The sequence below is a fragment of the Streptomyces sp. NPDC055749 genome (genome assembly GCF_053617235.1).
The window spans coordinates 1-18,899 of record NZ_JBSHFH010000064.1 but is presented as its reverse complement, the minus strand read 5'-3'; the positions used below and the strand labels follow the sequence as shown (position 1 = coordinate 18,899).

The window sequence follows — 18,899 nt, the reverse complement described above, 5'->3', positions numbered from 1 at the left end:
CAGAAAATCAACATGCGGGTTTGATCTTCTCTGAGGGGTGGCTGCCGTACCGGTCGAGGTGGGCGGCCACGTCTGTCGGGGTGCGGAATCTGGCGGTTGAGGGCGGGATCGCGTGATCGTGCTCGGCCAGGAGGGGCCGCACTTCCTGGACGGCCCGGGTGAGAGTGCTTCCGGTGACGCCGAAGAGCTGGGCGAGCAGGTCATGGGTGCCGATCTTGCGGAGGCAGAGCACGGTGGCCAGGATCCGGTCCGTGTCGGAGAGCTTGTCCTGGGCGCCCGCGCCTCGTCTCCGCCGGCGTTCACCGCCCCGGCGCTCGCAGCGGGTCTGCTCGCGCTGCTGCGTCAGTGCCGGGATCAACGCACTGACCAGGGCGTCCAGTTGTGAAGTGGTCATACCGGTCAGTTCCGGGTCGCGGAGAGAAGAGGAGCCGAGACTGGCGGTGGGCGCGGGTGGCCAAGCGGTTGCCGCGGCGGTGGGTTCCGATTCTGCTGCCTGGTTTGGGGCCGGGCGGGGACCGGCAGGGTGGAGTGTGTAGTTCCAGTCGCCGTGGAAGCGGTGGCGGGTCATCGTCAGCGCGTCGACCTGGGCGTCGTCGACTTTCACGCCGGTGGGGTAAGCGCCGGTGTCGAGTTCGGCGCGGACCGTCAGTCCGGTGCGGGTGGTGGTCGCCGCGATGGACTGCACGATGACTTCATGGCTGGTCAGGGGCCTGCCGCGCCAGTTCATGGAGATGTGGGAGAACAGCCGGTGCTCAATCCGGTTCCACTGCGATGTGCCCGGCGGTAGGCGTTCGTCGTGCGGAACGCGAACGAGACGGCGTCCGAAGAGGACCTGGTCGAGTGGTGCAAATCCACAATGGCGGCGTACAAGTACCCGCGCTTGGTGGAGTTCCGCGACCAGTTGCCTCTCCCGGCGACGGGCAAGATCCTCAAGAGAGAGCTGCGGGACGAGGCGCGAAACCGAGCGTAGTCCGCCCGGCGATGCCACGGTTAAGCATTTCCAGGGTAGTTGGACGGGGCAGGCCGGGCGCCCTCCCTCAGTCGGGTCGTGTGTCCTCGCCGTCGGAGGATGCATGTCACGGCACAGGCGGAGCGATCCCTGCAACAGCAGCGAAAGGAGTGTCAACCCGCCCATGGCCGGATTCGCGCTCCCGCCGTCTGCTGGCCACGTATCACCATCTGGGTCCTCAAGTCTCCCCGGCATGCTTTCTGCGGCCCAGACCAAAGAATTCCGCAATGGTCCGCGCCATTGGGTTGTCCCGCGCGGACGCGGCCCCGAAGATGACCTCCGAAGAGACGGAGTGGTTCAGACCACTTTTTGACGCAGCGTCGGAGGACCACATGGTGAGCGGGAACCCCGAAGGATGGCAGCACCTGAGCCGGAGGCGCTTCGGCACGGCGGTGGCGGGCGCGGTGGGCGCGGTGGCCCTGAGCGGGCAGGCTCTCGCGGCGGATGGTGCCACGGGCGCGGCCCTCAGCGCCGAGGCAGACCCGGCCCGCGGCTTCTCCGGCGGTGGCAAGCCGGAGATGCGGGGAAGCTGGGTGGCCACCGTGGCCAACATCGACTGGCCGAGCCGCCAGGGCCTGACGGCCGGGGAGCAGCAGGCGCAGCTGCTCGCCCGGCTCGACGAGGCCGTCGCCCGCAACCTCAACACTGTGGTCTTCCAGGCCCGACCGACAGCCGACGCCATGTGGCCCTCGCCCTTCGAGCCGTGGTCGGAGTTCCTCTCCGGCACCCAGGGCGTGGACCCAGGATGGGATCCGCTGGGCTTCGCGGTGCGCGAGGCCCACGCGCGCGGCCTCCAACTGCACGCCTGGTTCAACCCCTACCGGGTCCGCAACGACACCAAGGCGGAGAAGCTGGCCGCCGACCACCCGGTGAAACTGCATCCGGAGTGGCTCGTCACCTATGGCGGCAAGATGTACTACAACCCCGGCATCCCCGAGGTACGTCGCTTCTGCATCGAGGCCATCCTCGACGCCGTACGCCGGTACGACCTCGACGCGGTGCACTTCGACGACTACTTCTACCCGTACCCCGCGGTGGGGCAGGAGTTCGGTGATGAGTCGGCGTACCAGGAGTACGGCGGCGACTTCACGGACAAGGCGGCCTGGCGGCGCAACAACGTCGACCTGCTCATCCAGGAACTCGGTCAGGGCATCCGGCGCATCCGCCGCCGGGTGCAGTTCGGCGTCAGCCCCTTCGCCATCTGGCGCAACTCCGCGACGGACCCGGAGGGTTCGGCCACCGCAGGAGGCGTGGAGACCTACGACGACCTGTACGCGGACACCCGCAAGTGGGTCCGCGAGGGCTGGATCGACTACGTGGTGCCGCAGGTGTACTGGAACATCGGGTTCACGGTGGCCGACTACGCGAAGCTCGTGCCGTGGTGGGCGGATGTCGTCCGGGGGACGGGCGTCAATCTGTACATCGGGGAGGCGCTCTACAAAGTGGGCGTCACCGGGCAGCCGGCCGCCTGGTTCGACCCCGCGGAACTCTCCCGACATCTCACGTTCTGCGAGGACTACCGCGAGGTGAGGGGGCACATGTACTTCTCCGCCAAGCTCCTGCCGCACGACCCGCTGGGCTCGGTCAGCCGACTGATGGCCGACCACTACCAGCAGCGGGTCCACGCCCCACGTCGCTGACGCACACCCCGCCCCGGTCCGGCCCCCAGCTCTCGTGCCGAGGGCCGAACCTCGGCGCGCCGCATCAGTGGTGCCAAGCCGGTTGGACGGGCTTCGCCGGAAGGTGCCCCTTGAGGAGGTCGTTCAGCAGCGGGACGATTCGCAACGGGACTACGCACTCCTATGGTTGGCACAGCTCAGTCTGCGTCCACCAGTGATGTTCCGCCATCGTCGCCTGCTCGTGCGGCAGGAGACCTGGACGAGTCGACGCGGTACTCACCCGGCGGCCGGCACGCCTGGACCGCGCCCTGATGAAGGTCGCCAAGCAGGGCGTGGAGGTGGTTCTGATCGACGGCACTCTCATCCGCACCCAGCATCGCACCCGCAGGGCCGGCCGGCGGAACTATTCAGGCAACCACCGCAGTCATGGCCTGCATTTCCTCGCCCTGACCGACGAGAAGGGCCGCCTGATATGGATATCCGCCGCCCGGCCCGGCCACACGCACGACAACACCGCCGCCCGCCACGACCACATCCTGGCCCACCTGCGCGCGGTCGACCTCGGGGCGCTGGCCGACCTCGGCTTCCACGGCCTGGACAACGACATCCTCGACCCCGTGATCGTCACCGGCTGCACCGCCAGCCGAACCCGCCGCGGCAAGGCCCAGGCATCGGCCGCGGCCGCGGCCAAAACGGTAGCCCCCGTCCGCAGCGCCAGGCGGCCAGTCATGGTCACAGCCGCTTGGCGCTGCGCAGTGTCTTGGCGTAGTAGCCGTTGCCGTCCAGCCGGGAGACCCCGCCGACGTCGCCGATGGTCGGGCCGTTGACCTCCTCGCGGCTGGAGACGAAGATCAGGTGGCCCTCGGTGTCGTAGCCGAGCACTATGCCGACGTGGTCGAGCCGGTCCTTGGTGCGGGTGTCCAGCTTGAAGAAGACGAGGTCGCCGGGCTGGAGCTGGTCGATGGCGGACGGCCGGTCGTCGGCCGTCACCCCGGTCAGCGGGAGCACATCGATGCCCTGGCCGGAGCGGGCCATGCCGTTGGCGGTGCGCGGCAGTCCGTCGCCGGAGGTGTCCGAAGACATCAGCGGGTAGCGGGTGCGGTAGCCGAGCACCATCCGTATGAATCCCGAGCAGTCCAGGGACTTGGCGCGCAGGGGCTCGGGGGTACCGGTCTGGCCGTTCCGGAAGGGGTAGGGCAGGCCGAGGTAGTCGTAGAAGTCGGACTGCTCCAGGCGCAGGTCACCGCCCTCTCCGCCGGCGGTGTTCAGCGGTCCGAAGTTAGCGTCACCGGCATACGCGATGCCCTGCTCGTCCTTCTTCTGCGGGGCGCCGGCCACGTACTGGAAGGCGATAGCGAAGAGGTCGTCCTCCTTGCTGTCCTCGTGCTCGGCGTGCCAGTCGGTGAACCACTTCTCCTTCTCGGCGCCCTTCTTCCAGGACTCGGGCATCAGCCGCACCCAGTCCGTGGTGGAGACCTTGGAGGAGGTCGAGGCCGGTTCGGCGAAGGTGCGGGCCGGGCCGGTGAGTGTGGCCAGGCGCGCACCGTCGGTGAACACCGCCTTGATCTGGCCGTCGGAGCCGCGCAGCACCGAGCGCGCGGGGTTCTCCAGCCGGGACCACGTGGCCTCGCCCTTGTCGTCGGAGGCTGAGGCGGAGCCCGAGCCATCGCCGCCGTCCAGGACGCCGACGTTGCGGACCTCCGTCACCCCGGGCGCCTCCTGCTTGCGCAGTTCCAGAGTGAGGTAGCTGGAGGTCGCGACGAGCGCCAGCACCACCAGACCCGAGAGAACGGGCCGCGACTTCTTCTTCCCTGCCATCGGTTACTCCTCGGTTGTTCTGGGGCGGCTTGTCAGACAGCGGGCATGATGCCGAGCAGCAGCCCGGCGGCGACGACGATGTAGGCCATGAGCGAGACCGTGCCGGTGGCCAGCAGGGTGGGGCCCTTGGGCTGGCGCACCAACTGGTAGGCGATCAGGCCCGGCACGATGAAGCCGAGGGTCTGGTTGCCGTAGAGCAGCGGGAACTCCAGCGAGAGCAGAATCATCACCGTGCTCTGGAGCAGCACGCCAAGGAGCACCACCGAGGCGAACAGCCGTTTGCCGTAGAGGATCACCAGCCGCTGCATGATCTTGGTGCCGCCGTAAGTGAGGGCGGTGACACCCACCACCATGGCCGCTCGCTGGACGTCCTCGATCAGCGTCAGGGCGAGCCAGCCCGGAGTGATCATGCCGCCGGGCGAGAGGTTGGTGGTGAGGTAGCACACCAGCGAGAAGAACAACCCTATGGCGATACCCAGGGCGGCCATCTCGGGGGTCAGTGCGGCGGTGGTCAACGGGGTCTCCGGGCGTCGTGGTGCGGCTCGTCGTAGGGCGGCCAAGTCGGCTGGGCGGATTCGTACGGCTGCTGGCGCGGCGCGTGGGTGTTCTCCCCGAAGGGCTCGTACCGCTCCTGCTGTGTGTACTGGCCGTGGGGCTTATGGGGCTCGTGCTGCTGGCGGTACTGCCCCGACGGCTGGGCCGGGATGCGGACCACCGGGATCTCCTGGGTCTGGGACGCCTGGTAGCGCTCCTCGTACGCCGGGGGGTACGCGGCGAACGGGTCCAGGCGAGGTGCCGGCGCCGGGGTGGCCGCTGCGGCGGGGCTCGGTGTCTCCTCGTCCGCGTCGCTCTCGTCGGCGGGGAGTTCGGCGAGGTACTCCAGCAGTTCCTCGCCCTGGCCGTGGATGTTGCCGATGGCCACCAGGCAGGAGCCGTCGGACATGCGGCCGAGCAGGGCCGGCATGAACTCCTCGGCGGACCGCTTCTCGCCGCCCAGGTCGACCGCCCGGTCCCGCCACTCGGCGGGGATGGAGTCGATGGCGCTCTTGGAGGGGTGCCCGATGACGAAGACGTTGTCGGGCTGGAGGTCGGGGATGATCTCGCCCATCTGCCCGTTGCGCTCCACGCGGTCGGGGCGGCAGTTGATCACCACGTTCAGGGGGCGGCGGATGGCACCGAGGTCGAGGAGCTGGTTGATGTTCATCAGCGTCGACTCGGGGTCGTTGGCCGCGAAGACGTTGGCGAAGGCGAGCCGGTTGCCGTCGGGTGCCACATAGCGCTCCACCGACAGCACGCCCGGGTCCGGCGGGGCGTCGTACATGCCCTGGAGGGCGACCTCGCGCTCCACGCCGAGCAGTTCGGCGACGACCAGGGCGATCGCCACGTTCTCCTTGAAGGTGAACCAGCTGAAGCCGCGCAGTTCATCGTCGCTGACGGTCTCCGGGTCGGCGTACACCAACTGGCAGTTCCGGGCGTCCGCCTCCTCCTGGAGGATGTCGAAGCGCTCCTTCTCGGCGGTGACGCAGATACCGTCCTGGGGCATCGAGCGGCACAGCGAGCGGGCCACGTCGTCGAGGGTGGGGCCCATCTCGGCGAGGTGGTCCTCGCGGACGTTGCACAGCACGCCGATGGTGGAGCGGATCAGTTTGCTCTGGTTGACCTCCTGGAGGGCCGGCATCACGGCCATGCACTCGATGACGAGCGCGTCGGGCCGGTAGGTGGCGGCCCGGCGGACGATGCCGATCTGCTCCACCACGTTGGCGATGCCGAACTTGCGGTAGACCGGCTCCTCGGTGGCGTCGGGGTGGATGAAGCGGGCCGCGGTCCCGGTCGTCTTGGCGACGGTGACCAGGTCACCGCCCCGCAGCGCGCCCGCGCAGAGCCGGGTGATGGAGGACTTGCCACGGATCCCGTTGACGAGCACCCGCGAGGGGATGGTGTGCAGCGCGGCGTAGTGCCGACGCTGCTCCACGATGCCGGCGACGAGCAGGAACAGGCTGCCGATCAACAGGACGAAGTAGAGGTAGAGCACGCTTGGTCACCTTCCTCCGGCGCCGGGCCGGGGCTCGGCGGGCCGGCGCGCCTGGGTGTGCCGGCGGGCCTGCAACTGCTGACGGATCAGTTCGAGGCTCCGCACGACGGCGCCGACCTCGTCCTGGTAGCGGGGGTAGTGCACGGTCTTGAGGTCGCCGTCGGCGAGCTTCTCGGCGCCGGCCGCGAGGGCCCGCAGGGGCCGTACGACAACGAGGTGGATCCAGCCCAAACAGACCACGATCAGGGCGAGGCCGAGCAGACTGGCGAGGACGCTGCGGTCCTCGCGCTCGTAGGCGGTGATCTCGAACTGGCCGGCGTTCTGCCAGCTCACGACGGTCCAGCCGAGGTCGGAGGCGATGCCGCCGCCGGTGAACGGCGCCGCGGCGGCCACGGTGACGGCGCCACCGTCCCGGATGAGCAGGCCGTTCTCCACGGGCCCGGCACCCACCTGCACATTGGCGGCGCGCACCAGGTCGGGCAGCCCATCGTTCGGTAGCCCTTCAAAAGCGAGGAAACCGTCGCTGGCGGCGAGAGTGCGCGCGTCAGCGTTCACGATCCGGACCTCGCCGAGGCCGGGCCGCTTCAGCAGGGAGTTCAGGAACTCCACCCGCACCTCGCCGACGAGGGTCATGCCGTCGTGCTCCGGCACGGGCGCCCCGGTCTGGACGACGGGCTTCTTCTCGCCCTTCCCGGAGACACGGACCAGCGACCGGTCCTCCTCCGCACTCCACGGGTGGGGGTCGTCGCCGGCCCGGGCGACGATGTCGCCGGCCTCACCGACGACGTACAGCGCCTGGTAGCGGGTGTGCTCGCGCAGCGCGTCCTTGAGCAGGGCCTCGGTGGCGGTGGGGTTGTCGGTGTCGATCAGGCGCGAGGTGGAGACGAGGTCGGCCTGGGCCTCGTTCAACGCCCGGCGGGCCCGGTCGGCGACCAGGTCGGTGCGGTCGCGCTGGTCGTTGACCATGACAGCGGGGATGCTGACGGTCCCGTCCGTGCGGTTGAGCAGGAAACCGACAGGGACGCACCACAGCAGCAGGAGCACCGCCGTCAGCACCAGCGGCCCGCGCGCACCGCCCCGGAACCTGCCGGCCGGGCGGGCATCGCTGGCACCGTCAGGGGCACTCACCCCGCCGAGCTGGCCGCGGGTGCGCTCCAGTGCGGCGCCGATACGGGCGGCCTCGCCCCAGCGGGGCACCGTGACAGGACGGATCAGGTCGCCGCGGGCGAGCCGGCGGGACTCAAGGAACAGTCCGAGCAGCGGACGCTGCACGGTCATCCACAGCACGGCGACCGCGAGCAGTCCGAGCAGGACCAAGGCGCCCGCCGCGAGCAGGCCGAAGAGCTGCCGACCGTCCTCGGTGACGGTCTGCTGCTGGACCACGGGGAGCATGGCGACGACCGTGAGGCCGAGGCCGGCGGCGACACTCTCCCCGTCCTCCGGGTCGGAGGCGGCGAGAGAGGCGTATCCCGCGGTGGCGATGCGGCCGTTGTAGTCCTCGCCCAGCAGGGTTCCGCTGACGCCGGGGTAGCCGCGAGAACCGGGCTCGCGGGCGCTGACGGGGTTCTGCTCGGTCTCCTTGGCGGCGCGGTCGGACAGACGGGTCATCTGCTTCTGCAGGAAGGTGAGTTCCTCGCGCTCCGCGTCCGAATTGAGTGCCTCGGACTGTTCGAAACCGGCGGTGGCGAGGATCTCGCCACCCCGTGCGACGACGGCCATGCTGCGGAACGGGCCCAGGTTGATGGAGGGCACGGAGAGGCTGTTGGAGGCGATCAGCAGTTGCTGATCCCCCTCCTTCCCGTCCAGCACGGCCATTGTCATCAGGCGTACGTCGCCGGTCTCCAGCCGCACCATGCGCGGGGTGAGGGCCTTGTCACCGGTGAGGACGCCCTTGTCCAGCCAGGCGAGCGGGATGCGCTCGCCGCGGGCGGCGAGTACCTTGCCGCTCTCCAGGTCCAGGACCGTGGTGCCGGTCCACTTCTGGTACGCCTTGCTCAGGTCTGACAGAACGCGCTCGGGGTCCACCGGACCGCCCGCGTTCAACGCGGTGGTGGTGCGTTCGAGGTCCGTGACCCGCTCGTCGATCGAGGCGCGCAGGGCGATGGCGCCGTCCTGAGCGAAGTACTGCTGTGAGGAGAGCACGGCCTTCGGTACGACCTGTTCAGTGCCCGGCCCCAGCACCTTGGCCGTGAGGCCGGCGAGGGCGAGGATCAGCACGCACAGCAGCGCGATCGGCGGCCGGATGCCGCCCAGTAGCGGCATGTCCGCGCGTCTGCGGCTTCGCCGCCGGCCTTTCGGCACGATGGGCGCGGCAGGAGTCGATGTCACCGGTCTTCTTCCTTGGTCGCTGTGGGTGCTCAGCGCCCGGAGGAAGCACCGCTGTCATTCGGCTGCGAGACGCCGTCACAGAAAGGACTGATAAGCGCCGACAAGGTTGTATCCGTCGGCACGAAGGAGTTTGTGGGCCTGGTCACTTCTCCAGAGACAGCCGCTTCAAGCCGTCGCCGCCCGGCGCTCCCCGGTTGTAGAGGAAGCCGCGGGTGCGGTCCTCGGCCAGCCGGTAGCGGGCGATCCGGTCGTCGGACAGCCCTTCGGGGTTCTCCAGCGCCTGCTGGACGTCCACCACCCGGAGGTCCTCGACCGCGCCCTTGGCCGCCTTCTCCCCGGCCTCGATCTCGGGCGGGATGTCCACCTGCGTGGTGCGGTAGCGGGCGGAGACGTCCCAGCCGTCGGCGGTCTCGTGGAACTCGAACCAGCCGATGGCCCCTTCCTCGGTGAGGCCGGTCGGCGAGGAGTGCCGGGCCACCTGGTTGCCGAGGCCGTAGGCGACCCAGGTGCCGTTGACTTTCTGGATCGGCTGCACCACGTGGGCGTGGTGCCCGATCACCAGGTCGACCCCGGTCTCCTCGGTGATCCGCTGGGCCATGTCCAACTGCGGAACGCTCGGCTCGTTGTAATGTTCCAGGCCCCAGTGCAGGGAGAGGAGCACCACCTCGGCGCCCTTGTCGCGGGCCCGTTTCTCGGCCTTCTTGACGTCGTCCGTGCTGGAGCGGTTGAAGGCCCAGCGCTCCTTCTCGGGCGTGGGGTTGAGGAAGGACTCCCAGGAGTAGGAGAGGTGGGCGACCTTGACGCCATTGACGTCACGGATGTTGATCTGCTCTGCTTCCTCCGGCGTCCGCGCCGACCCGGTGTGCCCGAGGCCCACCTCGTCCATGGCGTCCAGCGTGCGCCGCACCGCTTTCAGTCCGTGGTCGAATGTGTGGTTGGAGGCCGTCGAGCAGGTGTCGTACCCCACGTCCTTCAGGGTCGTCAGGATCTGCGGCGGAACCAGGAACTCCGGGTATCCCTGGAACGGCCCCCCGGGCTTCCCGACCGGCGTCTCCATGTGACAGATCGCCAGGTCGGCCTTGCTGATCACGGGCTTCAGCCCGGCGAGCAGCGGCCCGAAGTCCAGGCCGGCCTCTCCGCGCCCGCTCTTCTTGGCATCCTTGGCGGCCTGCTCGACCAGCTCGGGGTGGATGAGGACGTCACCGGCCGCGGCGACGGTGAAACTGCGGCCGCCGGGCTTGGCCTGCGGCTGCGCGGCCTCGGAGCCGCACGACACGGTGAGGCCGGCGGTTATCGCCAGTACCGCCAGCGAACGACCTATACCGAAAGATTTACGGAATGTCACCGAGTCATACTCACATGAGCCCTACACGCGATCATGAATTCGCCATCACGGGAAGGTCACACTTTCTGCGCGTTTTCGTCCCAGTGGGTTTGCTGCTGGCTCTGGTCGGCTGCCAGGCCGATACGTCCCCGACCCCGGAGGACTCCGTCCCCCGCGCCCGGGAGCTGGTCGACCTGCGCAGCCGCATCCTCGGATACACAGCGAAGTTCCGCGCCGACTCCCCCTACAGTCCCCCGGGCAAGGCACAGCGCGCACGGCTGGCGAAGGCCGTCGGGAGCCTGCTGTCGGGAGACGCGCAGGAGGCGGAACGGCAGCTCTCCCCGCTCGGTCTCGCCCTCACCCGCCTCACCGACACCGACTCCGGCCGCCGCTACGACGAGATCGCCGCCACCGGCACCGGCGAGACCACCCGTTGGGGCCGCCTGTACCTGAACGCCGACTCCACCGTCCGCTGGAACGTGCAGGTCCCGCACCCCGTCTCCGACCGCGACACCGAGGCCCTCGGCATCCGGCTCCTGGAGGAGAATCCCGGCGGCGCCCTCGTCCTTGCCGGCACCCACCGCCGGGCGGGCGAGGACGGCGCGGCCGATGTCGCCCACCGCGAGAACAGTGCCTTCCATGCGGTCGTCGTGGAGCTGCAGAAGCGCGGGGTGCCCGGCGTGCAGCTGCACGGCTTCACCGACTCCTCCGACCGCCCCTACGACGCCGTCGTCTCCACCGGCGCCGTCGAGACCGCGCCCGCCGAGGTGGCCGCAATGGCCGACCGCATGAACGACGACGGGCTGCGGGTCTGCCGGGCATGGGCGGCACGCTGCCCGTTGGAGGGCGCGACCAACGTCCAGGGACGCTCGGCGCAGCGCGAACATGCCGGCTTCGTCCACGTCGAGCTGGCCCGGCACGCCCGCGCGGACGACGGCCGCGACACAGAGGAGGCCGCCGACGCCCTCGCCGGCCTGGTCACGGCATGGAAATCCAAATAGACGGGAGTGAGCTGTCGGACGCTCACTTGACGCTCCAAGCACCGTAGGTCCTTGCAGGAGCGCCGGTGCGCCCTCGCCCCATGATCATCGAATGCTTACCGTGCACGAGCTCGTCACGGCTCGCAGAGAATCACCATGCGGGTTTGATCTCCGTCGGGCTGCTGTTCGCGAGGAACGCGGCGGTGTCAGCGGAACCGGGCTGTCGAGGGTGGAACGGGGCAGGCGCGCTTGGCCAGGAGGGGCTGGAGTAAATGAACGGCTCTGGTGATTGTGCTGCCGTTGGCTCCGAAGAGTGCGCGAGCAGGTCTCGGGTGCCGATTTTACGCAGGTAGAGCACGGCGGTCAGGACTCCGTCGGCGGTGGTCAGTCGGTTGTTGGGCCCCTGCGCCGCGAGCACGGCCATCCTGCCGTCGCTCCGGCCTTGGTAAACCTGTCTGGTCTCTGCCCGGGAACACCTGGAATCCAGCCTGACCCCACCTGCACGAGAGGGAGTTGTCGAGAAGCATGCCCTGCACTGCATCCGGCGGACCTGGACCGGAGGAATAGTGGAAATGACCCACACCGTGTTGCACGACCCGGAGAGCATCGTGGCGGAATCCATGCCGCTCGACCGCGAGATGCACCTGGCGCTCACCGCTGCGGTCCTCGCCTGGGAAGCCGCTGAGGCGGGACTGCGTAGTGCCGACGTCGAGCAGATCAGCCTGCAACTCACCGGACACGCACGGTGCGTCGCCTCCGATCTCCGCAACGCTTTCGAGCGCCTGCCCAGGGACAGCGAGCTGCGGCCGCTGACCGAGGTGGTACTCCGGGAGGCGGCGCGCCGGCTGTCTGTGCCTTCCCACAACAGCGTGCCGCACGCGCAGAACCGGGCGCGCCTGGTGCGGGCGCTGTATCGGGCGCTCGACCGCCTCGGCGCAGTACGGCCCACCATGGCCACCTGATCCGATCCAAGCCCGGCTCCGACGGTGTGGATCAGGCGTGCGCATCGTCGTTGAGGCGGGCCCGGTGATAGCAGGACCGATGGCCGTGTCCGCGGCATCAGCGGCCGCTTCGGCCCCGATCACGGCCCCTGAGACGCCGCCTTGGCTGAACGGGCCGCCGCCTCCGTGTCGTCCTTGGCGGCCTCCGCCTCGGACGCCGCCCTCAACGCAGCTTCCTTGGCCGGCCTCGCGGCCTCCACAGCCTTGTCCGACTCCGCCTTGGCAGCCACTCGACTCCTTCGCAGCCTGCCGTCCCGCCTCCTGCACCGACGCCGCCAGCTCAGCAACCGTGACCTGTTCCTGGTCCTTGGCCCGCGCGACGAACTGCCCGAACCGGGAACGCCTCGATGACGCTCCACGTGATGGCTGGCTGCATGCCGGAGCCTTCCATCAGCGTGATCGTGCAGTCCTTCTTGTCGACCTTGTTCTCGCTGACGGTGAAGAGCCAGGTGTCGGCGGTCACGGAATTCGGCTCTCTCGGAGATCTTGTGACGGCGCGAGTCTTCTACTGTCCTCATGGAAGGTAAGTTGCCGCTATGCCCTCTCGACCACATGAGGAGATCCATAGTCGCGACGAGCTCGTGGTGTTCCTTCGTGAGCTCCACCAGCAGTTCCAGCAGCGCGGCCATGAGTGGGAAAACCACACACTCGACCGCTTCCTGGAAGCCCTCGCTGCCTGGGTGAACGACGCCCCGGGCGCGTACCGGAACTTCAACGAGGAACTGCCAACAAGCGGTGACTGAGCCTTCTTCGCCCGAGCACTTGACGCAGCCACGACCTATGAGTGGTCACTCAGGGCCCCCGGCCTGGTCAGGTCCGATATGGGTAGAGAGCAACGCTGTCTGCTTCCACGCTGATCTCCACCCAAGCGCCGTCAATGCTGCCGGGAACCGGTGATCCGAGATCGAACAGAATCGGCCAGCCACCCATCTGAAGGATTGCGGCACCATCTTCGGTGAGATGGAGGAGACCGCGCATTACTACCCGATCCCCCTCCTGCCGGAGGGCTGGCCCGGCAACTGCGGCTGACCGCGTGTTACGCCCCCAGGAGATGTCCTCGTCGACCGTCCATCCAACGAGGTGCTGGCCATCTGACTCTTGCGGATCACCGTGCCAGAGCACCGTGGCGAAGCCCACAGGCGTGTGAACCCGAACTGTCATCGGCTGCTGCGGGATCTGCAGCATCTTCTCCGTGCGTACCCACATCGCTCCATCATCCACGCCTCCACGCCGCGCGACTGAGGGTGAACTCGGCAAGATCATGGACTGTGGAGTACGCGTCTGCCGAGGAGGTCGAGGTTCGCTCGGCCGAAGCCCATGCGTTTGAGGAGCTTGGCGCGCGTGACGTGGCCCTCGACCTGGCCTGAGCTCCATGAGGGGGAAAGGGCCGCGGCGACGGCAGCGTAGTCGCGGCGCAGGCCGTTGACCAGGGTGTGCAGGGCGGGCAGGTCGTCCGCGAGGACGCTGTCCATCCAGGTGGGCAGCAGGTCGCTGCGGAGGTCGGCATCATGGTGGCGAAGTCGCGGACGTGGCGTGCGGCGGCGTCGAGTTCGGGGCAGGCGGCCCGGATCTCATTGAGTTCGGTCGCGTCAGTCTCGGCGAGGTGCCCGGGGTTCGTCATGATCCAGCGGACGACGCGGCGGGGCTTCGGCGCCGGCCGGGGATCGGGAGGGGGCGCCGGTGGGTGCTTGGGCCGGGGGCTGCGGGGCTTCTTGAACGGGCGGAAGTAGCGGCGGACGCACTGGACGTTTCCGGTGAACCCTTGCTCGCGCAGTTCGCGGTGGAGCTGGGGGATGTCGTGGCATCCTTCGGTCCATCGCTGGTGCAGGTAAGGCTTGTACTCGTCCAGGATGGTCACCCGGTTGGTGGCCTTGACCAGGAGTTCCTCAAGACTGCGGGCGCGGGCGAAGCGACGCACGGTGGAGTGGTCTAGCCGGCCGTCCGCCGCGCGCAAGGCGGCGTACATGCCGTGGACGCCCAGCCAGCGGAAGGGTTCCGGCTCCCGGCGGCGGACCTTGTGGTTCACCCAGGGCAGGGCCGTCAGGTCGGTGGGGCCCGCCTGGCCGGAGTCCTGCTGGATCAGATCGCACAGGGTGCAGGCCGCGAGGTTGGTCGTGGCAACGCCCGAGCCGACGTAGCACCGTGCGGGGACCCTGGACCGAGCGGAATCCCTGACCGGGCGCCGCCCGCTCAGGTTCTCGGTCAGAGGTCAGACCTCAATGACGATCTTTCCCGCGGTGTGGCCTTCCTGACTGAGGCTGAAGGCCGCTGCGAGTTCGGAGAGCGGGAACTTCGCTGCGACATCGACCGTGAGCCGGCCCTCGTCCGCGAGCCGGCCCAGAGCCGCAAGGTCCTCGCTGTCCGGCCGGACCCAGATCCACTGGCCACCCGCTCCGAGCACGGCGTGGTCGGCAATGGAAGCATGCCGCCCGCCCTCGGCCAAAACGGCCAGGGTGGTCTCCAGAACTCCGCCCACGAAGTCGGCAACGACCGTGACCCCATCCGGAGCCAGGGCACGAACACGTTCGGTCAGTCCGTCCCCGTAGGTGACGGGCTCGCAGCCGAACCGGCGCAACCGGTCGTGGTTGCGCAGGGAGGCGGTGCCGATGACCTTCGCTCCCAGAGCCCGGGCGAGCTGAACGCCGAAGGACCCGACGCCGCCGGCGGCGCCGTGCACGAGAACGGTGTCCTCGGCGGTCGTTCCCAGACGGGTGAGAAGCTGGTATGCGGTCAGACCGGCCAGCGGCAGTCCGGCCGCCCGCGCCCAGCTCAACGAGGCCGGCTTGGCGGCCAGAGCGCGTACGGGCACGCTGACGTACTCCGCAAAGGTGCCACCGTGCACATAGTCCTTGCGGGCGTAGGCCATCACCTCGTCGCCGACAGCGAACTCGGGCACGTCAATGCCGACCCGCTCGACGGTGCCACTCACGTCCCAACCGGGGACCACCGGGTGGACAACATCCATCAGGCTGTCCAGCCCGCCTGCCATGATCTTCCAGTCGACGGGGTTGACCCCGGCACATCGGACCTTGACGAGAACCTCGCCGGGGGCCACTTTCGGCAGCGGCAGCCGGGTCTCGAGGAGCACTTCCGTCCCCCCGTAGGTCTCGTACGTCATCGCCCTCATGGTGCCCTCGGACATCCGGGTAACCTCTCCCTGCGTCGTTTGCTGTGCCGTTCCATCTGAGCACGGCGCGCTCCGTACACATGGGGTGACTCGCCCAGCGGTGGAAGGCGGAAGGGCCTCGGGTGCCCGGCCTGCCGGACAAGGCGAGGACACAACACCGCGTTGGTGGCGACCGGCCCCTTGTCAGAGACCGCGGCTGATCACTGAGAGCGTTACTTCCAGGGCCAGTTGGACTTCGTGTTCAGGAAGTTCTTGGAGGGGGCCATCGATGAGCAGGTGGCTCAGTCCATGGACCGCTGACCAGGCTGCGTACTCGGAGCCATGTCGCCGGTCGGCCGGTACCGCCCCCGCTTCGGTCAGATCGTCGAGGCAGCGCGTGAGCAGGAGAAAGGGGTGCGGGCCCGTCTGAGAGGCTGTCGGCAAGGGCGGGGCGTGCGAACCGGTGGCGGAGAAGGCGGTCTGGAACCAGCCCTGCTCGGTGCGGGCGAACTCAACGTACGCCCTTCCCAGGGCGTCGAGACGCGCCCAGGACCGGGAGGGTTCGGCGTCCTCCGCCACTGAGGACAGTCTTAGGTCCATCAACATGCCGAGCTTTCCCATGCAACCCTGCGAGACCGCCGCCAAAAGAGCTTCACGGTCCTCGAAGTGCCGATACGCAGCATTATGGGAGACGCCGGCTTCCCGGCTCGCAGCGCGAAGTACGACAGCTTTTGGTCCTCCAGCGCGGGCGAGAGACAGGCCGGCTTCCACGAGGGCCTTAGGAAGATTTCCGTGGTGGTATCTCTGCTTCTTCATCGCTTCCTCCCCGCCTCATGTTGACGATGTCACCATACGGTGAAATTATCACTTTATGTCCATGTAGCCGCCGTCAACATTACGAGTGGGCTGGAGGCCGCAATGTCTTCTCGCTCCGTTTCACGGCAGAAAATCATTCTCGGGACGGTCTGCCTGGCCGCCCTGGCGATCACTCTGGACACAACGATCGTCAACGTCGCGCTCCCCGAGCTCAGCCGAGAGCTGGACGCCTCCACACGTGATCTTCAATGGATCGTCGACGCCTACAACCTCTCCTTCGCCTCCCTGGTCCTCACGGCCGGCTCGGTCGGAGATCGCTTCGGTCGACGACCTGCCCTCCTGGCAGGACTGGCCTGCTTCGCCCTGACCAGCTTCGCCGGCGGTCTGGTCGACTCCGCGAGTGCGCTGATCCTGATCCGCTTCCTCATGGGAGCGAGTGCTGCGGTGATCTTCCCGACGACGTTGTCCATCATCACCAACACGTTCCCCGATCGCCGCCAGCGAGCGAAGGCGATCGGGATCTGGGGGGCCGTGACAGGTCTGGGGGTGGCCGTGGGGCCTGTCGTCGGCGGCCTGCTTCTCGCGCATTTCTCCTGGCCCTCGGTCTTCTTCGCACTCGTGCCGGTAGCCGCCCTCGCCTTCACGGCCGCGTGGTTCTGCGTGCCCGAGTCCAGCAACCCCGGCCAGGCTCGCATCGACATCCCAGGGCTCTTGCTGTCCACAGCCGCCATCGGCCTGCTCGTCTACACGATCATCGAAGGGCCCGAGAGCGGCTGGGGCAGCCCGGCCCGGATAGCCGGGTTCCTCGCTGCCGGGTTGCTCATCGTGGTGTTCATCGCGGTGGAGAGGCACCGGGACGCGCCGATGATCGACGTGGCCCTTTTCCGCAATCCCGCGTTCTCCGCGGCCAGCGGGTCAGTCACACTGGCCTTCTTCGCATTGTTCGGGTTCATTTTCCTGGTGACGCAGTACTTCCAGCTGATACGCGGCTACGGAGCACTGTCGACCGGCGTGCGGATCCTGCCGGTCGCCCTGAGCATCGCGGTCGGTTCGGTCGGCGGTGCCGCTCTTACGGTGCGCATCGGTACACGCTCGACGGTCATGACAGGGCTGACGCTCCTCGCGTCCTCCTTCGGCTGGATCGCCCTCTCACCGACCTTCATGCCCTATGGCGTCATCGTCGGGCAGATGATCCTCATGGGCCTCGGGCTCGGACTCACCACGGCGCCGGCCACCGAGTCGATCCTCAGCGTCCTGCCCCCCGCGAAGGCAGGCATCGGATCAGCTGTCAACGACGCCACCCGCGAAACCGGCGGAACGCTCGGCGTCGCCGTCCTCGGCAGCATCTTCACCTCGCTATACGCCGGCCAGCTGCCGAAAACGGCATTCAGCGCCCTCCCCGACCCAGCACTCCAGGCCGGACAGGAGTCCGTCGCCGCAGCCCTGTCCCTGACACGCAACGCACCCCCTTCCGGGCAACAGCAGCTGCTAGACGCCGTCCAGAACAGCTTCATGTGGGGATTCCACATCGCCTGCGGCGTCGCGGCCATCGTCTGTCTGCTCGGCGTACTAGGCGCGGCGCTCCTCCCAGGGCGGCCCAGGAAGACCGTCGCGAGCGACCGCGAAGGCACGAAGCCATCCGGCTTGCCGGATGACCGGTGCACGAGCGGAGAGGGAGTGTGAACCTTGCGCCTCGAGTCCGGCGGCAGACCGATACACGCCGCCTGACAGGACGCCAGCAGGACGGCACCCGAATCAGCCGGCGCCACCGGGCAAGGTATTTCCGATAGGCCACGACCCCTGCCAGCCGATAGCGTCGGGCTGCTGCACGATCGCGGTCGTCAAGTTGTTCTCCGGCTTCGCCAAGAAACGTGAGCAGCGGGGCCACTTCACTCATCGCACTGCGTAGACCACGGGGTCACATCCAGCACCTGGCGGCGCCGGTCACGCGAGCGTGGCACCTGGCTCAGGTGCCCTTCAGCGACCAGCCGATTCACGCACCGAGACCCTGCGGCGCTAGAGCGCGTCTGCCAAATGATCACTTAGCTCGCGGCGTCATGTTGTCCGCAGCCCAAAGGCCCTACAGATCGGCCACTGAGGCGGAGTGAGCTGCACCCACCCAAACTCTCCTGCAGCAACGATCACTAGAACAAGCTCCGCTCGCGGGCCACCGCCCGGAGTCTTAGTCGTCCGCGGTGATCGTTGCTCGCCCATGTGATGCTGGGTGCCGCCGCTGGCCGCACCCAGAGTGCTGAGGGTGGACGACTTCGCGCTCTACCGCGACAACTAGGGCCCTCTTCTGGTCGATGCCACCACCCGTCTCCCGCTGACCCTCTGGGTGGGAGGGACGCGACGCCGAACGGCTCGGCCGGTGGCTCCGTGAGCACCCAGGTGTTGAGGGTTGCCTGCCGCGACGGCTCTCTCGCCTACCGACAGGGCACCGCCCATGCGCTTACCCGCGGTGGACGGTGCCGTCCTCGCCGAGGCGCGGGTGGAGGGCTCCGAGGGCGTGAGTGGTGGTGTCGGACGGGCGTTGGCCCACCGGACCATCAGGCCCCCAGCGCAGCAGGCGGCGGGTTCGAATGATCCGTGAGACGTTGCCGTCGAACTCGATCTGGTTAAGCCGTCCCGCCCGGAGGCGGTCTGCGGCCTCGGCGAGCACCGCCAGTTCTGCGGTCGCGGAGCTGGCGTCCTCGGCGACGGCAGTGTGTGCGTCGCAGTCAACGGCGGCAGCAGCGGCTCGATCAGCGCCCACAGCCCGTCCTCGACGATCCACCGCCGAGTAGACACACCTCTGCTTGGACACTCAATCCAGTTCACGCAGGTCAAGGAATCGGGTCCGACTATCTGCCGTGTAAAAGGACTG

The 18,899-nt window shown here is 68.4% G+C and carries 19 protein-coding genes and 3 pseudogenes; 7 read left to right on the top strand and 15 right to left on the bottom strand.

What is annotated here, in order from left to right:
- Positions 1-7: 7 nt before the first annotated feature.
- Positions 8-787 (bottom strand): annotated as a pseudogene (locus tag ACWGO0_RS32650) (ISAzo13-like element transposase-related protein); the annotation flags it as partial.
- Between the two features lie 9 nt (positions 788-796).
- Between ACWGO0_RS32650 and ACWGO0_RS32645 the strand changes: the two are divergent.
- The 3 genes from ACWGO0_RS32645 (at position 797) to ACWGO0_RS32635 (ending at position 3,455) form a co-directional block, all read left to right on the top strand.
- On the top strand, positions 797-970 hold the full coding sequence (locus ACWGO0_RS32645) for an AMP-binding enzyme (RefSeq protein ID WP_453543371.1): 174 nt from the start codon (positions 797-799) through the stop codon (positions 968-970).
- A gap of 371 nt (positions 971-1,341) precedes the next feature.
- On the top strand, positions 1,342-2,649 hold the full coding sequence (locus ACWGO0_RS32640) for a glycoside hydrolase family 10 protein (RefSeq protein ID WP_453543332.1): 1,308 nt from the start codon (positions 1,342-1,344) through the stop codon (positions 2,647-2,649).
- Positions 2,650-2,939: 290 nt separating this feature from the next.
- Entirely contained in the window at positions 2,940-3,455 is a 516-nt protein-coding gene (locus ACWGO0_RS32635) for a transposase family protein (RefSeq protein ID WP_453543329.1), read from the top strand.
- Here the strand turns inward: ACWGO0_RS32635 and ACWGO0_RS32630 are convergent.
- From ACWGO0_RS32630 to ACWGO0_RS32610, 5 genes are all read right to left on the bottom strand, one after another.
- The gene (locus ACWGO0_RS32630; protein ID WP_453543326.1) at positions 3,361-4,446 is read right to left on the bottom strand and encodes a C40 family peptidase; all 1,086 of its coding nucleotides are present in this window, start codon (positions 4,444-4,446) and stop codon (positions 3,361-3,363) included. The genes ACWGO0_RS32635 and ACWGO0_RS32630 overlap by 95 nt on opposite strands.
- 32 nt (positions 4,447-4,478) lie before the next feature.
- Positions 4,479-4,961, bottom strand: coding sequence for a poly-gamma-glutamate biosynthesis protein PgsC/CapC (locus tag ACWGO0_RS32625; RefSeq protein ID WP_453543323.1), 483 nt, complete (start codon positions 4,959-4,961; stop codon positions 4,479-4,481).
- A complete protein-coding gene (gene pgsB / locus ACWGO0_RS32620; protein WP_453543321.1) occupies positions 4,958-6,478 on the bottom strand; it encodes a poly-gamma-glutamate synthase PgsB in 1,521 nt (506 codons plus the stop codon). The genes ACWGO0_RS32625 and pgsB overlap by 4 nt, the downstream gene beginning before the upstream one ends.
- A 6-nt stretch (positions 6,479-6,484) precedes the next feature.
- Positions 6,485-8,740: a HAMP domain-containing protein gene (locus tag ACWGO0_RS32615; RefSeq protein ID WP_453543368.1), complete on the bottom strand. Its 2,256-nt coding sequence runs from the start codon at positions 8,738-8,740 to the stop codon at positions 6,485-6,487.
- Positions 8,741-8,948: 208 nt separating this feature from the next.
- Positions 8,949-10,151 (bottom strand): CapA family protein, encoded by a 1,203-nt coding sequence (locus ACWGO0_RS32610; RefSeq protein WP_453543318.1) that lies wholly within the window; start codon positions 10,149-10,151, stop codon positions 8,949-8,951.
- Positions 10,152-10,234: 83 nt separating this feature from the next.
- Between ACWGO0_RS32610 and ACWGO0_RS32605 the strand changes: the two genes are divergently transcribed.
- Positions 10,235-11,131: a hypothetical protein gene (locus tag ACWGO0_RS32605; protein WP_453543315.1), complete on the top strand. Its 897-nt coding sequence runs from the start codon at positions 10,235-10,237 to the stop codon at positions 11,129-11,131.
- Positions 11,132-11,261: 130 nt separating this feature from the next.
- On the opposite strand, the pseudogene ACWGO0_RS32600 reads toward ACWGO0_RS32605, so the two are convergent.
- Positions 11,262-11,529, bottom strand: a pseudogene (locus ACWGO0_RS32600) (helix-turn-helix domain-containing protein); the annotation flags it as partial.
- A 153-nt stretch (positions 11,530-11,682) separates the two neighbouring features.
- Between ACWGO0_RS32600 and ACWGO0_RS32595 the strand changes: the two are divergent.
- The gene (locus ACWGO0_RS32595) at positions 11,683-12,072 is read left to right on the top strand and encodes a restriction endonuclease (protein ID WP_453543312.1); all 390 of its coding nucleotides are present in this window, start codon (positions 11,683-11,685) and stop codon (positions 12,070-12,072) included.
- 119 nt (positions 12,073-12,191) lie between these two features.
- Here the strand turns inward: ACWGO0_RS32595 and ACWGO0_RS32590 are convergent, their stop codons facing one another.
- Both ACWGO0_RS32590 and ACWGO0_RS32585 read right to left on the bottom strand, forming a co-directional pair.
- On the bottom strand, positions 12,192-12,341 hold the full coding sequence (locus ACWGO0_RS32590; RefSeq protein ID WP_453543309.1) for a hypothetical protein: 150 nt from the start codon (positions 12,339-12,341) through the stop codon (positions 12,192-12,194).
- Positions 12,342-12,391: 50 nt separating this feature from the next.
- Entirely contained in the window at positions 12,392-12,574 is a 183-nt protein-coding gene (locus ACWGO0_RS32585; protein ID WP_453543306.1) for a hypothetical protein, read from the bottom strand.
- Between the two features lie 73 nt (positions 12,575-12,647).
- Here ACWGO0_RS32585 and ACWGO0_RS32580 point away from each other — a divergent pair, with 73 nt between their 5' ends.
- Entirely contained in the window at positions 12,648-12,854 is a 207-nt protein-coding gene (locus ACWGO0_RS32580) for a DUF7660 family protein (protein ID WP_453543303.1), read from the top strand.
- A gap of 67 nt (positions 12,855-12,921) precedes the next feature.
- Here the strand turns inward: ACWGO0_RS32580 and ACWGO0_RS32575 are convergent, their stop codons facing one another.
- From ACWGO0_RS32575 to ACWGO0_RS32555, 5 genes and pseudogenes are all read right to left on the bottom strand, one after another.
- Entirely contained in the window at positions 12,922-13,332 is a 411-nt protein-coding gene (locus ACWGO0_RS32575; RefSeq protein ID WP_453543300.1) for a hypothetical protein, read from the bottom strand.
- A gap of 38 nt (positions 13,333-13,370) precedes the next feature.
- Positions 13,371-13,670 (bottom strand): transposase, encoded by a 300-nt coding sequence (locus ACWGO0_RS32570; protein ID WP_453543365.1) that lies wholly within the window; start codon positions 13,668-13,670, stop codon positions 13,371-13,373.
- A 374-nt stretch (positions 13,671-14,044) separates the two neighbouring features.
- Positions 14,045-14,248 (bottom strand): annotated as a pseudogene (locus ACWGO0_RS32565) (FAD-dependent oxidoreductase); the annotation flags it as partial.
- Between the two features lie 72 nt (positions 14,249-14,320).
- A complete protein-coding gene (locus tag ACWGO0_RS32560; RefSeq protein ID WP_453543362.1) occupies positions 14,321-15,238 on the bottom strand; it encodes an NADP-dependent oxidoreductase in 918 nt (305 codons plus the stop codon).
- 183 nt (positions 15,239-15,421) lie between these two features.
- Positions 15,422-16,033 carry a TetR/AcrR family transcriptional regulator gene (locus tag ACWGO0_RS32555; RefSeq protein ID WP_453543297.1) on the bottom strand — a complete coding sequence of 204 codons (612 nt, stop codon included), beginning with the start codon at positions 16,031-16,033 and terminating at the stop codon, positions 15,422-15,424.
- Between the two features lie 102 nt (positions 16,034-16,135).
- On the opposite strand from ACWGO0_RS32555, the gene ACWGO0_RS32550 reads away from it, so the two are divergent.
- Entirely contained in the window at positions 16,136-17,716 is a 1,581-nt protein-coding gene (locus tag ACWGO0_RS32550) for an MFS transporter (RefSeq protein ID WP_453543294.1), read from the top strand.
- A gap of 769 nt (positions 17,717-18,485) precedes the next feature.
- Here the strand turns inward: ACWGO0_RS32550 and ACWGO0_RS32545 are convergent.
- Positions 18,486-18,788 (bottom strand): DUF5954 family protein, encoded by a 303-nt coding sequence (locus tag ACWGO0_RS32545; protein WP_453543291.1) that lies wholly within the window; start codon positions 18,786-18,788, stop codon positions 18,486-18,488.
- Positions 18,789-18,899: the final 111 nt, after the last annotated feature.

Coding starts and splice junctions, on each gene's coding strand:
- ACWGO0_RS32640 (WP_453543332.1), top strand. CDS start 1,342: ATGGTGAGCGGGAACCCCGAAGGATGGCAGCACCTGAGCCGGAGGCGC.
- ACWGO0_RS32635 (WP_453543329.1), top strand. CDS start 2,940: ATGAAGGTCGCCAAGCAGGGCGTGGAGGTGGTTCTGATCGACGGCACT.
- ACWGO0_RS32630 (WP_453543326.1), bottom strand. CDS start 4,446: ATGGCAGGGAAGAAGAAGTCGCGGCCCGTTCTCTCGGGTCTGGTGGTG.
- ACWGO0_RS32615 (WP_453543368.1), bottom strand. CDS start 8,740: ATGCCGCTACTGGGCGGCATCCGGCCGCCGATCGCGCTGCTGTGCGTG.
- ACWGO0_RS32595 (WP_453543312.1), top strand. CDS start 11,683: ATGACCCACACCGTGTTGCACGACCCGGAGAGCATCGTGGCGGAATCC.
- ACWGO0_RS32580 (WP_453543303.1), top strand. CDS start 12,648: ATGCCCTCTCGACCACATGAGGAGATCCATAGTCGCGACGAGCTCGTG.
- ACWGO0_RS32560 (WP_453543362.1), bottom strand. CDS start 15,238: ATGAGGGCGATGACGTACGAGACCTACGGGGGGACGGAAGTGCTCCTC.
- ACWGO0_RS32555 (WP_453543297.1), bottom strand. CDS start 16,033: ATGAAGAAGCAGAGATACCACCACGGAAATCTTCCTAAGGCCCTCGTG.
- ACWGO0_RS32550 (WP_453543294.1), top strand. CDS start 16,136: ATGTCTTCTCGCTCCGTTTCACGGCAGAAAATCATTCTCGGGACGGTC.